This is a genomic window from Sphaerotilus sp., from assembly GCF_013299175.1.
Taxonomy (GTDB): Bacteria; Pseudomonadota; Gammaproteobacteria; order Burkholderiales; family Burkholderiaceae_C; genus Sphaerotilus.
In genome coordinates, this window is record NZ_JAAFKF010000015.1 from 1 (window position 1) to 12,779 (window position 12,779).

16 protein-coding genes and 1 tRNA gene are annotated in these 12,779 nt (G+C 69.0%); 6 read left to right on the forward strand and 11 right to left on the reverse strand.

Annotated features, from left to right (window positions below; genetic code table 11):
- Together QZW52_RS04370 and QZW52_RS04375 are read left to right on the forward strand one after the other, a co-directional pair.
- The coding region (locus QZW52_RS04370; protein WP_293995802.1) for a zinc ribbon domain-containing protein at positions 1-108 on the forward strand (108 nt) is incomplete at its 5' end.
- Between the two features lie 124 nt (positions 109-232).
- A complete protein-coding gene (locus QZW52_RS04375; protein ID WP_293995713.1) occupies positions 233-856 on the forward strand; it encodes an LPD3 domain-containing protein in 624 nt (207 codons plus the stop codon).
- A 46-nt stretch (positions 857-902) separates the two neighbouring features.
- On the opposite strand, the gene QZW52_RS04380 is transcribed toward QZW52_RS04375, so the two are convergent.
- From QZW52_RS04380 to QZW52_RS04395, 4 genes are all read right to left on the reverse strand, one after another.
- Positions 903-990: transfer RNA gene (locus tag QZW52_RS04380), tRNA-Ser, on the reverse strand.
- A 39-nt stretch (positions 991-1,029) separates the two neighbouring features.
- Positions 1,030-2,334, reverse strand: coding sequence for a serine--tRNA ligase (gene serS, locus QZW52_RS04385; protein ID WP_293995715.1), 1,305 nt, complete (start codon positions 2,332-2,334; stop codon positions 1,030-1,032).
- Positions 2,335-2,356: 22 nt separating this feature from the next.
- Positions 2,357-3,379 (reverse strand): 4-hydroxy-3-methylbut-2-enyl diphosphate reductase, encoded by a 1,023-nt coding sequence (ispH, locus tag QZW52_RS04390; protein WP_293995717.1) that lies wholly within the window; start codon positions 3,377-3,379, stop codon positions 2,357-2,359.
- Entirely contained in the window at positions 3,379-3,831 is a 453-nt protein-coding gene (locus tag QZW52_RS04395; RefSeq protein ID WP_293995719.1) for an FKBP-type peptidyl-prolyl cis-trans isomerase, read from the reverse strand. Before QZW52_RS04395 ends, ispH begins: the two co-directional genes overlap by 1 nt.
- 153 nt (positions 3,832-3,984) lie before the next feature.
- Here QZW52_RS04395 and radC point away from each other — a divergent pair, with 153 nt between their 5' ends.
- Both radC and QZW52_RS04405 read left to right on the forward strand, forming a co-directional pair.
- Entirely contained in the window at positions 3,985-4,653 is a 669-nt protein-coding gene (gene radC, locus QZW52_RS04400; protein WP_293995720.1) for a RadC family protein, read from the forward strand.
- The gene (locus QZW52_RS04405; protein WP_293995722.1) at positions 4,650-5,309 is read left to right on the forward strand and encodes a Smr/MutS family protein; all 660 of its coding nucleotides are present in this window, start codon (positions 4,650-4,652) and stop codon (positions 5,307-5,309) included. The genes radC and QZW52_RS04405 overlap by 4 nt, the downstream gene beginning before the upstream one ends.
- An 18-nt stretch (positions 5,310-5,327) precedes the next feature.
- On the opposite strand, the gene QZW52_RS04410 is transcribed toward QZW52_RS04405, so the two are convergent.
- The 3 genes from QZW52_RS04410 to QZW52_RS04420 are packed head-to-tail and all read right to left on the reverse strand — an operon-like array spanning position 5,328 to position 7,329.
- A complete protein-coding gene (locus QZW52_RS04410; protein ID WP_293995724.1) occupies positions 5,328-5,735 on the reverse strand; it encodes a group II truncated hemoglobin in 408 nt (135 codons plus the stop codon).
- Entirely contained in the window at positions 5,732-6,556 is an 825-nt protein-coding gene (locus QZW52_RS04415) for a MinD/ParA family protein (RefSeq protein ID WP_293995726.1), read from the reverse strand. The genes QZW52_RS04410 and QZW52_RS04415 overlap by 4 nt, the downstream gene beginning before the upstream one ends.
- Positions 6,553-7,329: a GGDEF domain-containing protein gene (locus QZW52_RS04420; RefSeq protein WP_293995728.1), complete on the reverse strand. Its 777-nt coding sequence runs from the start codon at positions 7,327-7,329 to the stop codon at positions 6,553-6,555. The genes QZW52_RS04415 and QZW52_RS04420 overlap by 4 nt, the downstream gene beginning before the upstream one ends.
- Before the next feature lie 278 nt (positions 7,330-7,607).
- Between QZW52_RS04420 and cheD the strand changes: the two genes are divergently transcribed.
- On the forward strand, positions 7,608-8,156 hold the full coding sequence (cheD, locus tag QZW52_RS04425; RefSeq protein WP_293995730.1) for a chemoreceptor glutamine deamidase CheD: 549 nt from the start codon (positions 7,608-7,610) through the stop codon (positions 8,154-8,156).
- On the forward strand, positions 8,090-9,205 hold the full coding sequence (locus QZW52_RS04430; RefSeq protein ID WP_293995732.1) for a chemotaxis protein CheB: 1,116 nt from the start codon (positions 8,090-8,092) through the stop codon (positions 9,203-9,205). The genes cheD and QZW52_RS04430 overlap by 67 nt, the downstream gene beginning before the upstream one ends.
- On the opposite strand, the gene hemW is transcribed toward QZW52_RS04430, so the two are convergent.
- Genes hemW through QZW52_RS04450 form a run of 4 tightly spaced genes read right to left on the reverse strand, consistent with a single transcriptional unit; the run spans position 9,174 to position 12,766 of the window.
- Positions 9,174-10,424 (reverse strand): radical SAM family heme chaperone HemW, encoded by a 1,251-nt coding sequence (gene hemW, locus QZW52_RS04435; protein ID WP_434738270.1) that lies wholly within the window; start codon positions 10,422-10,424, stop codon positions 9,174-9,176. The two genes, QZW52_RS04430 and hemW, sit on opposite strands and share 32 nt — an antisense overlap.
- The gene (gene rdgB, locus QZW52_RS04440; protein ID WP_293995734.1) at positions 10,417-11,079 is read right to left on the reverse strand and encodes an RdgB/HAM1 family non-canonical purine NTP pyrophosphatase; all 663 of its coding nucleotides are present in this window, start codon (positions 11,077-11,079) and stop codon (positions 10,417-10,419) included. Before rdgB ends, hemW begins: the two co-directional genes overlap by 8 nt.
- 4 nt (positions 11,080-11,083) lie before the next feature.
- Positions 11,084-11,821: a ribonuclease PH gene (gene rph / locus QZW52_RS04445; protein ID WP_293995736.1), complete on the reverse strand. Its 738-nt coding sequence runs from the start codon at positions 11,819-11,821 to the stop codon at positions 11,084-11,086.
- Positions 11,822-11,851: 30 nt separating this feature from the next.
- Positions 11,852-12,766, reverse strand: coding sequence for a PP2C family protein-serine/threonine phosphatase (locus tag QZW52_RS04450; RefSeq protein ID WP_293995738.1), 915 nt, complete (start codon positions 12,764-12,766; stop codon positions 11,852-11,854).
- Positions 12,767-12,779: the final 13 nt, after the last annotated feature.

Genomic DNA, 12,779 nt, shown 5'->3' on the forward strand with positions numbered 1-12,779 from the left:
TGGACATGCTGCGATTGCGGCGCGGAACACCACCGCGACGTGAATGCAGCCAGGAACATCGCCGCGCGCGGACATGCGCGTCTCGCAGGAGGAATCCCCGTCCTTTAGGGCGGGGAGGATGTCAAATGGAATCCCTGGGTGTTCTGGTCTGGCTGGACGCGATCGAAAAGCGCAGGGATCTTAGGGGATGGCGTGAATTGTTCACTTTTGGTGAACGTGATCGAATGCTCAGATGCATTTACCCCAGAACCCAGACCACTTCGGGCAACGCCCTGGGCTTTTTGCGTTGAAACCCGTTCCGGTCGTGGTGTTGTCAGGGGAGGAGTTCGGTGTCTGTCTGCCGCGCAAGGCGCTGGCGATGGCGGCAGATGCTGCGCTGAGAGCGTTGCAACAGGGGCCAGGCCTGTTCCATCCGGATACCGGCTGGACGCTGTCCATCAACAAGAAAAGCCGCCGGAAGATGGGCGACAACGCTGATCTGACGACAGTCGATTCCCAAGCCATTGCCGGGCTGGAAGCATTGGTCTGCCATGCGGTCGTTGCCGAGATTCACGCGGACGAAGCCCACAGAAATCCAGATGTCGAGGCAGTGCTGAGACTGTATGCACCGGTTTCTGTCGCAGGCGTCTTGTACCGCGTCAAGCTGACCGTGAAGGCGTACAGAGTGCCCGGTGAACCGAAGCGCCTGCACGCACTGTCCTCCGCAGAAATAGAAAACGCCCCGCTGGGGATCTTCCCGTCCTACTCCAGTGCCGAAGCACTTCAGACAGACCAGCCAACCACGGGGCGCACAGTCAGTGTACGTGATCTGCTACGTGGCGCGCAGCGGCAAGACGGTACGGACTTCATGGGATAACACCCAAGAAAAAACCCCAAGCGAATCAATCGCTTGGGGTTAGATCTGGCGGAAGAGGAGGGATTCGAACCCTCGGTACGTTTCCGTACGCCTGATTTCGAGTCAGGTACAATCGACCACTCTGCCACCCTTCCTGGATGCAAGACCGCGATTATAGCGGTCTTTTCACAAGGTCAGCAAGTGGGTCGCAACACTTCGATGCCACCCATGTACGGCCGCAGCACTTCCGGCACCGTGATGCTGCCATCGGCGTTCTGGCCGTTCTCCAGCACCGCCACCAGCGTGCGCCCCACCGCCAGCCCCGAGCCGTTCAGCGTGTGGACGAACTCGTTCTTGCCCTGCGCGTTCTTGAAGCGCGTCTGCATCCGCCGCGCCTGGAACGCTTCGCAGTTCGAGCACGAGCTGATCTCGCGGAATGCGGCCTGCGCTGGCACCCAGACTTCGAGGTCATAGGTCTTGGCCGCGCCGAACCCCATGTCGCCCGTGGACAGCAGCAGCACGCGGTACGGCAGCCCCAGCTTCTGCAGGATCGCCTCCGCATGGCCGACCATCTCGCCGAGCGCGCCTTCGCTGTGCTCGGGATGCACGATCTGCACCATCTCGACCTTGTCGAACTGGTGCTGGCGGATCAGGCCGCGGGTGTCGCGTCCGGCCGAGCCGGCTTCCGAGCGGAAACACGGGCTGTGTGCCGTGAGCTTGATCGGGAGCTGGTCGATCGGCAGCACCGTGTCGGCCACCGAGTTGGTCAGCGTGACCTCCGAGGTCGGGATCAGGTACCACTTGCTGCCCGCCGCGTCGCCATCGCCCGAGGTGACGTGGAACAAGTCCTGCTCGAACTTGGGCAACTGGCCGGTGCCCTGCAGCGCCTTGGCCTGCACGAGGTAGGGCGTGTAGCACTCGGTGTAGCCGTGTTCGGTGGTCTGGACATCGAGCATGAACTGCGCCAAGGCGCGGTGCAGCCGGGCGGCGGCCCCTTTCATGAACGTGAAGCGCGAACCCGAGAGCTTGGCGCCCGTCTCGAAATCCAGCCCCAGCGGTGCGCCCAGATCCACATGGTCCTTCACCGGGAAGTCGAACGTGCGCGGCGTGCCCCAGCGGCGGACCTCGACGTTGGCGTGTTCGTCCGTGCCGACCGGCACGTCGGCGGCAGGCAGGTTGGGAACGTGCAGCAGCATCGTGTCCAGCGCCGCCTGGATCTGCGCGAGCCGCTCGCCGCCGGCCTTCATCTCGTCGCCGATGCCACCCACCTCGGCCATCACGGCGGTGGTGTCCTGGCCCTTGGCTTTCAGGCCGCCGATCTGCTTGCTGAGCTGATTGCGGCGCGACTGCAGCTCTTCGGTGCGGATCTGCAGGGTCTTGCGCTCGGTCTCCAGCGCCCGGAAGGCGTCGGCATCAAGAAAGGCTTGCGGGTTCTTGCGCGTGGCCAGGCGGGCGAGGACGCCATCGAGGTCTCGGCGCAGCAGGGTGATGTCCAGCATGGGAAGTCTCGTGTTGCAGTGTTCAGTGGGGGCGCGGCGCGGCAGTGACACCGGCTTCGGCCATCGCCTTGTCGCCCAGTCCTTTGGGCAGCGGGAATTCGATGTGCTCCTCGACGCCCGGCATCTTGCGCACGCTCACCGCCCCCAGCGCCTTCAGCCGGGCGATGACCGCATCGACCAGCAGCTCGGGCGCAGAGGCACCGGCGGTCAGGCCCACGCGCGGACGGCCTTCGAACCACGCGGCCTCGATCTCGTCGGCGCTGTCCACCATGTACGACGCCGTGCCCAGCCGCTGCGCCACTTCGCGCAGGCGGTTGCTGTTCGAGCTGGTCGGGCTGCCGACGACGATGACGATGTCCACTTCGCCGGAGAGCACCTTGACGGCGTCCTGGCGGTTCTGCGTCGCGTAGCAGATGTCCTGTTTCTTCGGCTCGCGCACCTGTGGAAAACGCTGTTTCACGGCCCGCAGGATCTCGGCGGCGTCGTCCACGCTCAGCGTGGTCTGCGTGACGACGGCGATGCGGCTTTCATCGGGCACCTGCACGCCTGCGACATCGGCCACGTCCTCGACGAGGTGGATGCCCTCGGTGAGCTGGCCCATCGTGCCTTCGACTTCCGGGTGGCCCTTGTGGCCGATCATGATGAAATCAAAGCCCTCGCGGCGCAGCTTGGCGACTTCCACATGCACCTTGGTGACGAGCGGGCAGGTCGCGTCGAACACCTCGAACCCCCGCGCCCGCGCCTCGGCCCGCACCGCCTGGCTCACCCCGTGGGCGCTGAACACCAGCGTCGCGCCGGGCGGCACGTCGGCGAGTTCCTCGATGAAGATCGCGCCCTTGGCCTTCAGGTCGTTGACGACGTAGGTGTTGTGGACGATCTCGTGGCGCACGTAGATCGGCGCGCCGAACCGGGCCAGCGCCCGCTCGACGATCTCGATGGCACGGTCCACCCCGGCGCAGAAGCCGCGCGGCTGGGCCAGCACGACCTCTTCGACGTGGCCTTGCAGGGATTCCTGGCGAATCGCGGTGTCGGTGTTGGGGGTCATCACAGCACTCCGATCAGATGTACTTCGAACGTCAGCGGCTGTCCCGCCAACGGGTGGTTGAAGTCGAACACGGCCCAGTCCGCGTCGGCCGGGCCGAGTTCGCGCAGCACGCCGGCGAACGAGCCGCGCCCGTCCGGCGTCGGGAACTGCACCACGTCGCCGACGCTGTACTGCTCGTGCGGGTCACCCATCTCGCGCAGGATGGCGAGCTTGAGTTTCTGCACCATGTCCGGGCTGCGCGGGCCGAAGGCTTCGCCGGGTTCGAGCGTGATGGTCGTGCGCGTGCCTTCTTCCAGACCCAGCAGGCGCGATTCGATGGCCGGCGCGAGTTCGCCCGCACCGAGCGAGAGCGTGGCCGGCTTGTCGTTGAACGTGTTGACGATGTCGCCGCCATCTGGGCCGGCGAGGCGGTAATGCAGCGTCAGGAATGAACCCGGTTGGACCTGTGGCACGGCGGTGATCCTGGTAGAAAGTGAAAAAAATTGGACAAAAGGCGCGGAAGGCGTGGACGGCGGCGATGGGGGAGAGGCCGGCAGAAATGGGGGATGCGGGGTCGGGCCGCGGCCAGTTCTGGGTAGACTGAACCCCGATTTTAGGTGCCCCCGATGAAAGACCTCCCTGTTGCGATGCGTCCCCGCGAAAAGCTGCTGGCCCAAGGCCCGGCCGCGCTGGCGGATGCCGAGCTGCTGGCGCTGCTGCTGCGCACGGGCATCCAGGGCACGGGCGTGCTGCAGATGGCTGCGCAGGTGCTGGCGAAGTTCGGTGGCCTCGGGGGGTTGCTGCGTGCCGAGGGGGACGCACTCAAGGCGGTGAAGGGCATCGGCCCCGCCAAACGGGCCGAGTTGCAGGCGGTGCTGGAGCTGGCGCGCCGGGCGCTGTCGATGGAGCTGACGCAGCGGCCGGTGTTCGACTCGCCGCAGTCGGTGCGCGACTACCTGAAGCTGCAACTCGGCGAGCTGGGGCACGAGGTCTTCGCCGTGCTCTTCCTCGACGCCCAGCACCGGCTGATCTGCTACGAGCCGATGTTCCGCGGCACGCTGACGCAGACCAGCGTCTACCCGCGGGAAGTCCTCAAGCGGGCGCTGGCGCTGAACGCGGCGGCCGTGATCCTGGCGCACAACCACCCGTCCGGCGTGGCCGAGCCGTCGCGCGCCGACGAGTTCCTGACGCAGAGCCTGAAGTCGGCGCTGGCGATGGTCGATGTGCGCGTGCTCGACCACATGGTCATCGGGCGCGGGCCGGTGGTGTCGTTCGCGGAGCGGGGCTTGCTGTGAAGGCGCATTCGCTGTCGGAGCTGGCCGCCATCCACCGCGCCTTGCGGGACCAGCGCCAGCGCGCGGAGGAAGATGCGGCGCGCCGTGCGGCGATCGAGGCGGCGCGGCGGCGCGAGCGCGAGCTGTTCGCCTGGACCGTCGGCGACGTGACGCCGCTGCGCCCGACCAACCTCGCCGACATCGCCCGCCCGCGCCCCTTGCCCGAGCCGTTCCAGCGGGTGCTCGACGAGGCCGAGGTGCTGCGCGTGTCGCTGTCGGACGACTTCGACGCCGCTTCGCTGATGGAGACCGACGACCAGCTTTCGTATCGCCAGTCCGGCATCGGGGACGATGTGCTGAAACACCTGCGCCTGGGCCGCTGGTCGCTGCAGGGCCAGATCGACCTGCACGGCCTGAACCGCGATGCGGCGCGCGAGGCATTGGCGCTGTTCCTGAGCGATGCGGGCAAGCGCGGCTGGCGCTGCGTGCGCGTGGTGCATGGCAAGGGCTTGGGTTCGCCCGGCCGGCAGCCGGTGCTCAAGGGCAAGGTACGCACCTGGCTGGTGCAGCGCCAGGAGGTGCTCGCCTTCACGCAGGCGCGGGGGCCGGATGGCGGTGCCGGGGCGCTGATCGTGCTGCTGGCGTCGGCGCGGCGGCCGGACGGTCGGCTGCGCTGACGCGGCGGGCGCCGCAGGTCAGCGGTTGCGCATCCAGTCCGCCGTCCCGAAGAAGCTGGTGGTCAGCCGCTCGATCAGCACCGGGTCGAGCTGCACCTCGGTCATCGCCTGGTGCATGCAGGCGACCCACTGGTCCCGCTCCTGCACCCCGATCGAGAACGGCATGTGCCGCATCCGCAGCCGCGGGTGGCCGAACCGCTCGGTGTAGTGCTGCGGCCCGCCCAGCCAGCCGCTGAGGAACCAGTAGAGCTTGTCGCGGGCCTCGTCGAGGGTGGTGCCGTGGGCGGCGCGGAGTTCCCGGTAGCCGGGTTCCAGGTCCATCAGGTCGTAGAAACGATCGACGAGGGCGCGGACACGGGCGTCACCGCCCACCCATTCGTAGGGCGTGGCAGGGGTCGCGGGTGGGGCAGGGGTCTCGGGATTCATCGCCCGGACTGTAGCCCAGCCATGTTCCGCAGCCGGGTGGCGATGTCGTCGATGGCGCGGGCCGCGTCCGAACCCGGATAGGTCAACACCAGCAACTGCCGCTTCTGCACTGCCTGGCGCACGGTGGGATCGAGCGGAATGTCCCCGAGCGGCTGCAGGGTGACGGTCTCGCCATCGGGGCGCCGCACGAAGCGGTCCAGCACCAACTGGAACTGCACGGCGACATGCTGGCCCTCGCCGCGGCGCTGGGTCTGGTTGACCACCAGCATCGGCCGGGTGCGCCCCTGCTGCAGCGCCAGCACCTTGACCGTGGCGTAGGCATCGGCCAGGGCGGTTGGCTCGGGCGTGGCGATGACCAGCACCTCGTCGGCCAGCGAGACGGCGTAGAGCACGATGTCCGACAGCCCGGCGCCCGTGTCGATCAGCACCCGGTCATAGCGCGGGCGCACCGTGTCGATCAACTGCGCAAGCTGTTCGCGCACGGGTGGAGTCAGCCGCGAGTATTCGATCAGCCCCGAGCCGGCCAGCAGCACCTGGAACCCGCCGGGCGCGTCCACCACCGCCTCCTCCAGCGTGGCCTCGCCGGTGAAGACCTCGTGCAGCGTGGTGCGTGGCTGCAGGTTGAGCACCACGTCGAGGTTGGCCAGCCCGAGGTCGGCGTCGATGACGAGCACGCGCTCGCCCTGGCGCGCCAGGGCGGCGGCGAGGTTCGCGCTCAGCAGCGTCTTGCCGACCCCGCCCTTGCCGCTGGTGATGGCCAGCAGGCGGGCGCCGGCCGGGCGTTCGGCGGGCACTGGACTGAGACTGGGACTGGGATTCATGAGGTCGAATCCAGGGGATCGGGCATGAAGGCCGACACGGCGGTGAACAGCATGTCGCGCTCGGCATGTCCCACGTTCGAGCGCGGCGGGGATTCGAGCCGGGTGCGGTTGCGGCCGGCGGCCTTGGCCCGGTAGAGCTGCTGGTCGGCCCGCTCCATCCACAGGTGCGACGACGAGCGCACCCACTGCGGCGCGAAGGCCCCGCCGACGCTGACGGTGACGGTGATGTGCTGGCCCGGTGCGGCCACCACGACGGTGGACTCGATTGCATGGCGCACCCGGTCGGCCACGTTCTGGCCGAAGCTGGCCGGGCAGTTGGGCAACACGGCGCCGAACTCCTCTCCTCCCAGCCGCGCCACCGTGTCCATCGGGCGCACGCAGTCCTGCAGCGCCTGCCCGATGCGGCGGATGACGAGATCGCCCGCGGCGTGGCCATAGGTGTCGTTGACGCGCTTGAAGTGGTCGATGTCGAGCAGCAGCAGCAGCGCGGACTCTCCCGTGCGGGCGACGCGGTCGATCTCGCTGTCCAGGCTGGCCTCGAACTGCCGGCGGTTGAACAACCCCGTCAGCGGGTCGCGGCTGGACAGGGTACACAGGCCGTCGAGGAGGGCTTGCAGCCACGCAGGCGAGCCGGGATCGAGCTGCGCCATGGCACCCCCCTGGCCGGCCCGCTCCAGGAGCTGCAGCGCCTGCCCGACCTGCAGCGGGTGGCCGCCGACCGTGACCACCGTGGCGACCGGTGCTGGAGAGAAGGGCATGGGCGTCTGGGCCATGGACGGTGTGGACACGCCGTGGCGTGGAGTTCTGAAAACGGAAAAAGACCCCACAAAGGGCACTATTTGCAGTCTACGGCATGACCCCCCTGACTTGAAGGGAAGATGGCGGGTGTTTGGCGGGCTTCTCCTGCGGCGGCCGGGCGGTGTGACCCGCACAGTGGTCGGGCTTTGCACTGCGCCTTGTCCTTGACCTCTTGATGCTCCGTCCCGCTGTGGTTCGCCCCGACTCCCCTTGCGCTCCCGGCGTCGCTGATGCTGCTGTGTCGGCGCAAGTGGTGCCTGGCCGCCTGGAGCGGCTGCGGGCGTTGCCACGGGTCGAGGGGCAGGCGAAATTCTTTTACCGTGAGGTGCTGTTCGACGCCGACGCGGTGCGCGTCATGCCGGGCGAATTCTTCGTGCATGGCGAGGACATCGTCATCACCACCACGCTGGGTTCGTGCATCGCCGCCTGCCTGTGGGACCGGCAGGCCCGGTTGGGCGGGATGAACCACTTCATGCTGCCGGGGGAGGCGGGTGCGCTTGCGGAGGCTGGCCGCTACGGTGTCGAGGCCATGGAGCGGCTGGTCCGCACGCTGGTGCAGAAAGGCGCCAGCCGCAAGACGCTGGAGGCCAAGGTGTTCGGTGGTGCTGCCCTGATCCAGGGTCCGGGTTCGCTCCATGTCGGGGAGCGCAACACGCAGTTCGTGCTCGACTACCTGCGCACACACGCCATCCCGCTTGTCTCCCAGGACGTGCTCGGCCACAGCCCGCGCAAGGTGTGTTTCTTTCCGCAGACGGGCCGCGTGATGGTGCGCCGGCTGCCGCCGACGGCGGGGGTGGCGTGATGGCGGGGATGCCGCTGCGGGTGCTGGTGGTCGATGATTCGGCGGTGGCGCGCAGCCTGCTCTGCGCCATCGTGGCCCGCCAGCCGGACATGGTCTGCGTCGGCACGGCGGCCGATGCGCTGCAGGCGCGCGAACTGGTCTGCGGACTGGTGCCGGACGTGGTCACGCTGGACATGGCCATGCCAGGCATGGACGGATTGCAGTTTCTGGCACAGCTCATGCGGCTACGGCCGACACCGGTGGTCATGGTGGCCTCGCCGACCGAGCAACACCAGGCGGTGGTGCTGCGGGCGGCGGCGCTGGGGGCCACGGCCTTCATCGACAAGCCGCGGGCGGGTGTCCACGGTGCGGTTGCGGTGTTCGAGCGGGCGCTGGTGGCGCGCTTGCGCGAAGTGGCCCGGCTGCGGCGCGGCCAGCCGGGGCTGGAGGTCGGCCTCATCGCCATCGGTGCCTCGACCGGCGGCACCGAGGCGACACCGCGTGTGCTGGCCCGGTTGTCGCCCGAGGTGCCGCCTGTGCTGATCGTGCAGCACCTGCCCACCGGGTTCTCGGCCCGCTATGCCGCGCGCCTGAACGCATTGGGTCCGCTGGTGGTCAGCGAGGCCCGCGAGGGCGAGTTGCTGCAGCGGGGCCATGCCTACGTCGCACCGGCCGCGCAGCATCTCTCGATCGCACCCGCCCCCGGCGGCGGGTTCGTGGCGCGGGTGTCGTCGGGCGAGTCTGTCCAGCAACACTGCCCCAGCGTCGATGGCTTGTTCCGCTCCGTGGCCCGGGTCGCGGGCGGACGGGCCATCGGCGTGATGCTGACGGGCATGGGCCACGACGGTGCGCAGGCCATGCGGGCACTGCGCGAGGCCGGCGCCTACAACCTGGCGCAGGACGAGGCGAGCAGCGCGGTGTTCGGCATGCCGCGCGAGGCGATCCGGGCCGGGGCGTGTCAGGAGGTGCTGCCGCTCGACGCCATCGGGCCACGGGTGATGGCCCTGCTCGGCCCCCGCCTGGGCATGGCACGCCACGTCAGGCCAGAAACAGCCCTTGCAGATCGCTGAGGAAATCGAAGCCGCGGGCGGTCGGGGCGGCGCGTTCCCAGTCGCGCTGCAGCAAGCCGCGCTGCTCCGCCTGCTGCAAGGCGGCCTCGATGCTCGACAGCGGCAGCCCGGTGCGGTCGCGGAACAGGCCCAGGTCGAACCCGTCCTTCAGCCGCAGCGCGTTCAGCATGAACTCGAAAGGCAGCGCCTTGCGGCCCACCTCCTCGTCGTTGGACACCGCCTGTCCTGCCAGCGCCTTGGCCATGTACATCGCCGGCTCGCGCCAGCGCACCTGCCGCACGACCCGGTGCGGGAAGCTCAGCTTGGTGTGCGCGCCTGCACCGATGCCCAGGTAATCGCCGAACTGCCAGTAGTTCAGGTTGTGCGTGCAGCGGTGGCCGGGGCGCGCGAAGGCCGAGACCTCGTAGCGCGACAGGCCCTGCGCGCCGGTCATCGCCACGATCTGGTCCAGCATGTCGCTGGCCAGATCGTCGTCCGGCACGACGGGCGGATGCACGGCGAACAGCGTGTTCGGCTCGATCGTCAGGTGGTAGACCGACAGGTGCGGCGGCTGCAGCGCCAGGGCGGTGCGCAGATCCTCGGCGGCCTCGGCGAGCGTCTGGCCGGGCAGGGCGTACATCAGGTCGAGGTTGAAGGTGTCGAACGCCTGCGCCGCTTCCTCGGCCGCGGCGAGCGCCTGCCCGCGGTTGTGGACACGGCCCAGCGCCCGGAGCTTCTCGTCATCGAAGCTCTGCACGCCGATCGACAGCCGCGTCACCCCGACATGGCGGAAGGCGCGGAAACGTTCGCGCTCGAAGGTGCCGGGATTGGCCTCCAGCGTCACCTCGCAGCCCGGCGCCAGTGGCATCAGCGCCCGCACGTCGCTCAGCAGCCGCTCGATGCCTTCGGGCGAGAACAGGCTGGGCGTGCCACCACCGATGAAGATGGACTGCACGCTGCGGCCCCAGACCAGCGGCAGCGCGGCTTCGAGGTCCGCCCGCAGCGCATCAAGGTAAGCGGCTTCCGGGTGCCCACCGCTGGCCGCCTCGTGCGAGTTGAAGTCGCAGTACGGGCACTTGCGCAGGCACCAGGGCAGGTGGATGTACAGCCCCAGCGGCGGCGGTGCGCCGAGTTGCAGCGTGCCGGACCGCAGGTAGCGCGACACCACGTCAGCGCCGTTCGCGGCCGCCGAGGTGTCCGCGGTGGCCTGGGCCGGCTGGATCGGGATGAACTCAGCCAAGCTGCCAGACCTCGCGCATCAGGGTCAACATCTGCGCACAGGCCAGGGCGCGGTGGCTCCGGGCGTTCTTGACCGCGCTGGGCATCTCGGCGGCAGTCAGTCCCTGGGCCGGGACGAACATCAGCGGGTCGTAGCCGAAGCCACCCGTGCCGCGGCGCTCGGCCAGGATCTCGCCCTCCCAGCGCCCGAAGGCGATCAGCGGCTCGGGATCCTCCGCCGACCGCACGGCCACCAGCGCGCAGACGAAGCGGGCGCGGCGGGTGGCGACGCCGTTCCCTGCGGCGGTGGCCAGTGCGGCGAGCAGCTTGCGGTTGTTGGCCTCGTCCTGCAGCGCGCGCCGGGCTTCGCGGTCGATCCCGTCAGGGAATGCGACCTCGGCATACACGGCCGACTGCACGCCCGGCGCCCCGCCCAGCGCGTCCACGCACAGGCCGGAGTCGTCCGAGATCGCCGGCAAGCCGCTGGCCGCTGCCGCGTGGCGGGCCTTGGCGAGCGCGTTCTCGATGAAGGTGTGGTGCGGCTCTTCGGCCTCCGGGATGCCGAGCGCACCTTGCGTGACCAGCTCGACCGACACCGGCGCCAGCAGCGCGCCCAGCTCCTTCAGCTTCTTGGCGTTGTTGGACGCCAGCACCAGACGGTGACGCAGCTCGGCCATGGCCTCAACCACCGATCGGTGCGGCCAGCGCCTGCCGCTGCAGGGCGACCAGTTCGCGGATGCCCTTGTCCGCCAGGCCGATCAGCGTGTCCATCTCGGCGCGGCTGAACGGCGTGCCCTCGGCTGTGCCCTGCACTTCGACAAAGCCGCCGGAGCCGGTCATCACGACGTTCATGTCGGTGTCGCAGGCCGAGTCCTCGACGTACTCCAGGTCCAGCAGCGCCGCGCCATCCAGCAGCCCCACCGAGATGGCGGCGACGTGGTCGCGGATCGGCGTCTCGGTGATCAGTCCTTGTGCCAGCAGCATCGCCACGGCGTCCTGGGCGGCGACGAACGCGCCGGTGATGGCGGCGGTGCGGGTGCCACCATCGGCCTGCAGCACGTCGCAGTCGATCGTGATCGTGCGCTCGCCCAGCTTCTTCAGGTCGAACACGCTGCGCAGCGAGCGGCCGATGAGGCGCTGGATCTCCTGCGTGCGGCCGGTCTGCTTGCCCTTGGCGGCTTCGCGGGCGCTGCGGGTGTGGGTGGCGCGGGGGAGCATGCCGTATTCGGCCGTGACCCAGCCTTCGCCCGAGCCTTTCTTGTGCGGCGGCACGCGCGCTTCGACCGACGCGGTACACAGCACCTTGGTGTCCCCGAAGGCGATCAGCACCGAGCCTTCGGCGTGCTTGGTGTAGCCGCGGGTGATCTGGACGGGGCGCAGGGCGTCGGAGGCACGGTCGTTCGGGCGGGAGGTGGTCATGGGGTTCCGTGTTCTGCGTTCTGTGTTTTGTTAGCTGCGCTTCTGGGCGCTGCGCTTGATGGCTTCGTTGATCTCGCGGATCGAGCGTTCGATCTCGGCTTCGTCGAGCAGGTCGTCCGGGTTGCCGACACCGGCTCCCGCCTGGATGGTGGACGCGAACACGTCGTCGCCGAGCGCGTCGGTCTCGATGCCGGTGAGGGTCTCGTCGTCCTCGGCGGACTCCCACTCGACGGCGATCACGGTCACGTTGTCGCTCTTCTCGCCGGCGATGCGCAGGGCGCGTTCCACCAGATCGGGCGCAGCTTCGGTGATCGCCCCGGTGGCGAGGGTGCGGGTGATGGTGTCGTCGTCCACCGCGCCCCACAGCCCGTCCGAGCACAGCAGCAGCTTGTCGCCCGGCTGCAGCGTCACGGGACCGACCAGGTCGATCACGGGCTTGCCCGGACTGCCCAGGCAGGTGAACAGCACGTTGCGGTTGACCTTGTCGCCCAGCGGCACGACGCCGTTGAGCGACTCCTGCAGCTCGGAATACGAGTGGTCGCGGGTGCGGGCCTGCAGCCGGCCGCCGCGCACGAGGTAGAGCCGCGAGTCGCCGCAGTGCGCCCAGTAGGCGTCGCGGCCCTGCAGGATGCAGGCGACGACGGTCGTGCGCGGGGTGTCGAGCAGGGCGCGCTCGGTGGCGTAGCGGATGAGCGCGTGGTGACCGGCGAGGATGGATTCGGTCAGGAAGCGGCGCGGCTCGCGGATGACCGGCTTGGCGTCGCGCTGGAACATGCCGGCCATGGTCTGGAGCGACATCTGCGACGCCACTTCCCCTTCCGGGTGGCCGCCCATGCCGTCGGCGAGCGCGAACAGACCGGAGTCACGGGTGTAGCAGTACCCCATGCGGTCTTCGTTCTTCTCGCGCCCGCCGCGGCGGCTGATCTGGTAGACGGAAAAGCGCATGGACAAGGGTTCC

Excerpts from the sequence above, each read along its gene's own strand:
- QZW52_RS04415 (WP_293995726.1), bottom strand. The coding sequence starts at position 6,556 with ATGAATCCCAGTCCCAGTCTCAGTCCAGTGCCCGCCGAACGCCCGGCC.
- QZW52_RS04450 (WP_293995738.1), bottom strand. The coding sequence starts at position 12,766 with ATGCGCTTTTCCGTCTACCAGATCAGCCGCCGCGGCGGGCGCGAGAAG.
- rdgB (WP_293995734.1), bottom strand. The coding sequence starts at position 11,079 with ATGGCCGAGCTGCGTCACCGTCTGGTGCTGGCGTCCAACAACGCCAAG.
- radC (WP_293995720.1), top strand. The coding sequence starts at position 3,985 with ATGAAAGACCTCCCTGTTGCGATGCGTCCCCGCGAAAAGCTGCTGGCC.
- QZW52_RS04420 (WP_293995728.1), bottom strand. The coding sequence starts at position 7,329 with ATGGCCCAGACGCCCATGCCCTTCTCTCCAGCACCGGTCGCCACGGTG.
- ispH (WP_293995717.1), bottom strand. The coding sequence starts at position 3,379 with ATGACCCCCAACACCGACACCGCGATTCGCCAGGAATCCCTGCAAGGC.
- QZW52_RS04375 (WP_293995713.1), top strand. The coding sequence starts at position 233 with ATGCATTTACCCCAGAACCCAGACCACTTCGGGCAACGCCCTGGGCTT.
- serS (WP_293995715.1), bottom strand. The coding sequence starts at position 2,334 with ATGCTGGACATCACCCTGCTGCGCCGAGACCTCGATGGCGTCCTCGCC.
- QZW52_RS04410 (WP_293995724.1), bottom strand. The coding sequence starts at position 5,735 with ATGAATCCCGAGACCCCTGCCCCACCCGCGACCCCTGCCACGCCCTAC.
- rph (WP_293995736.1), bottom strand. The coding sequence starts at position 11,821 with ATGACCACCTCCCGCCCGAACGACCGTGCCTCCGACGCCCTGCGCCCC.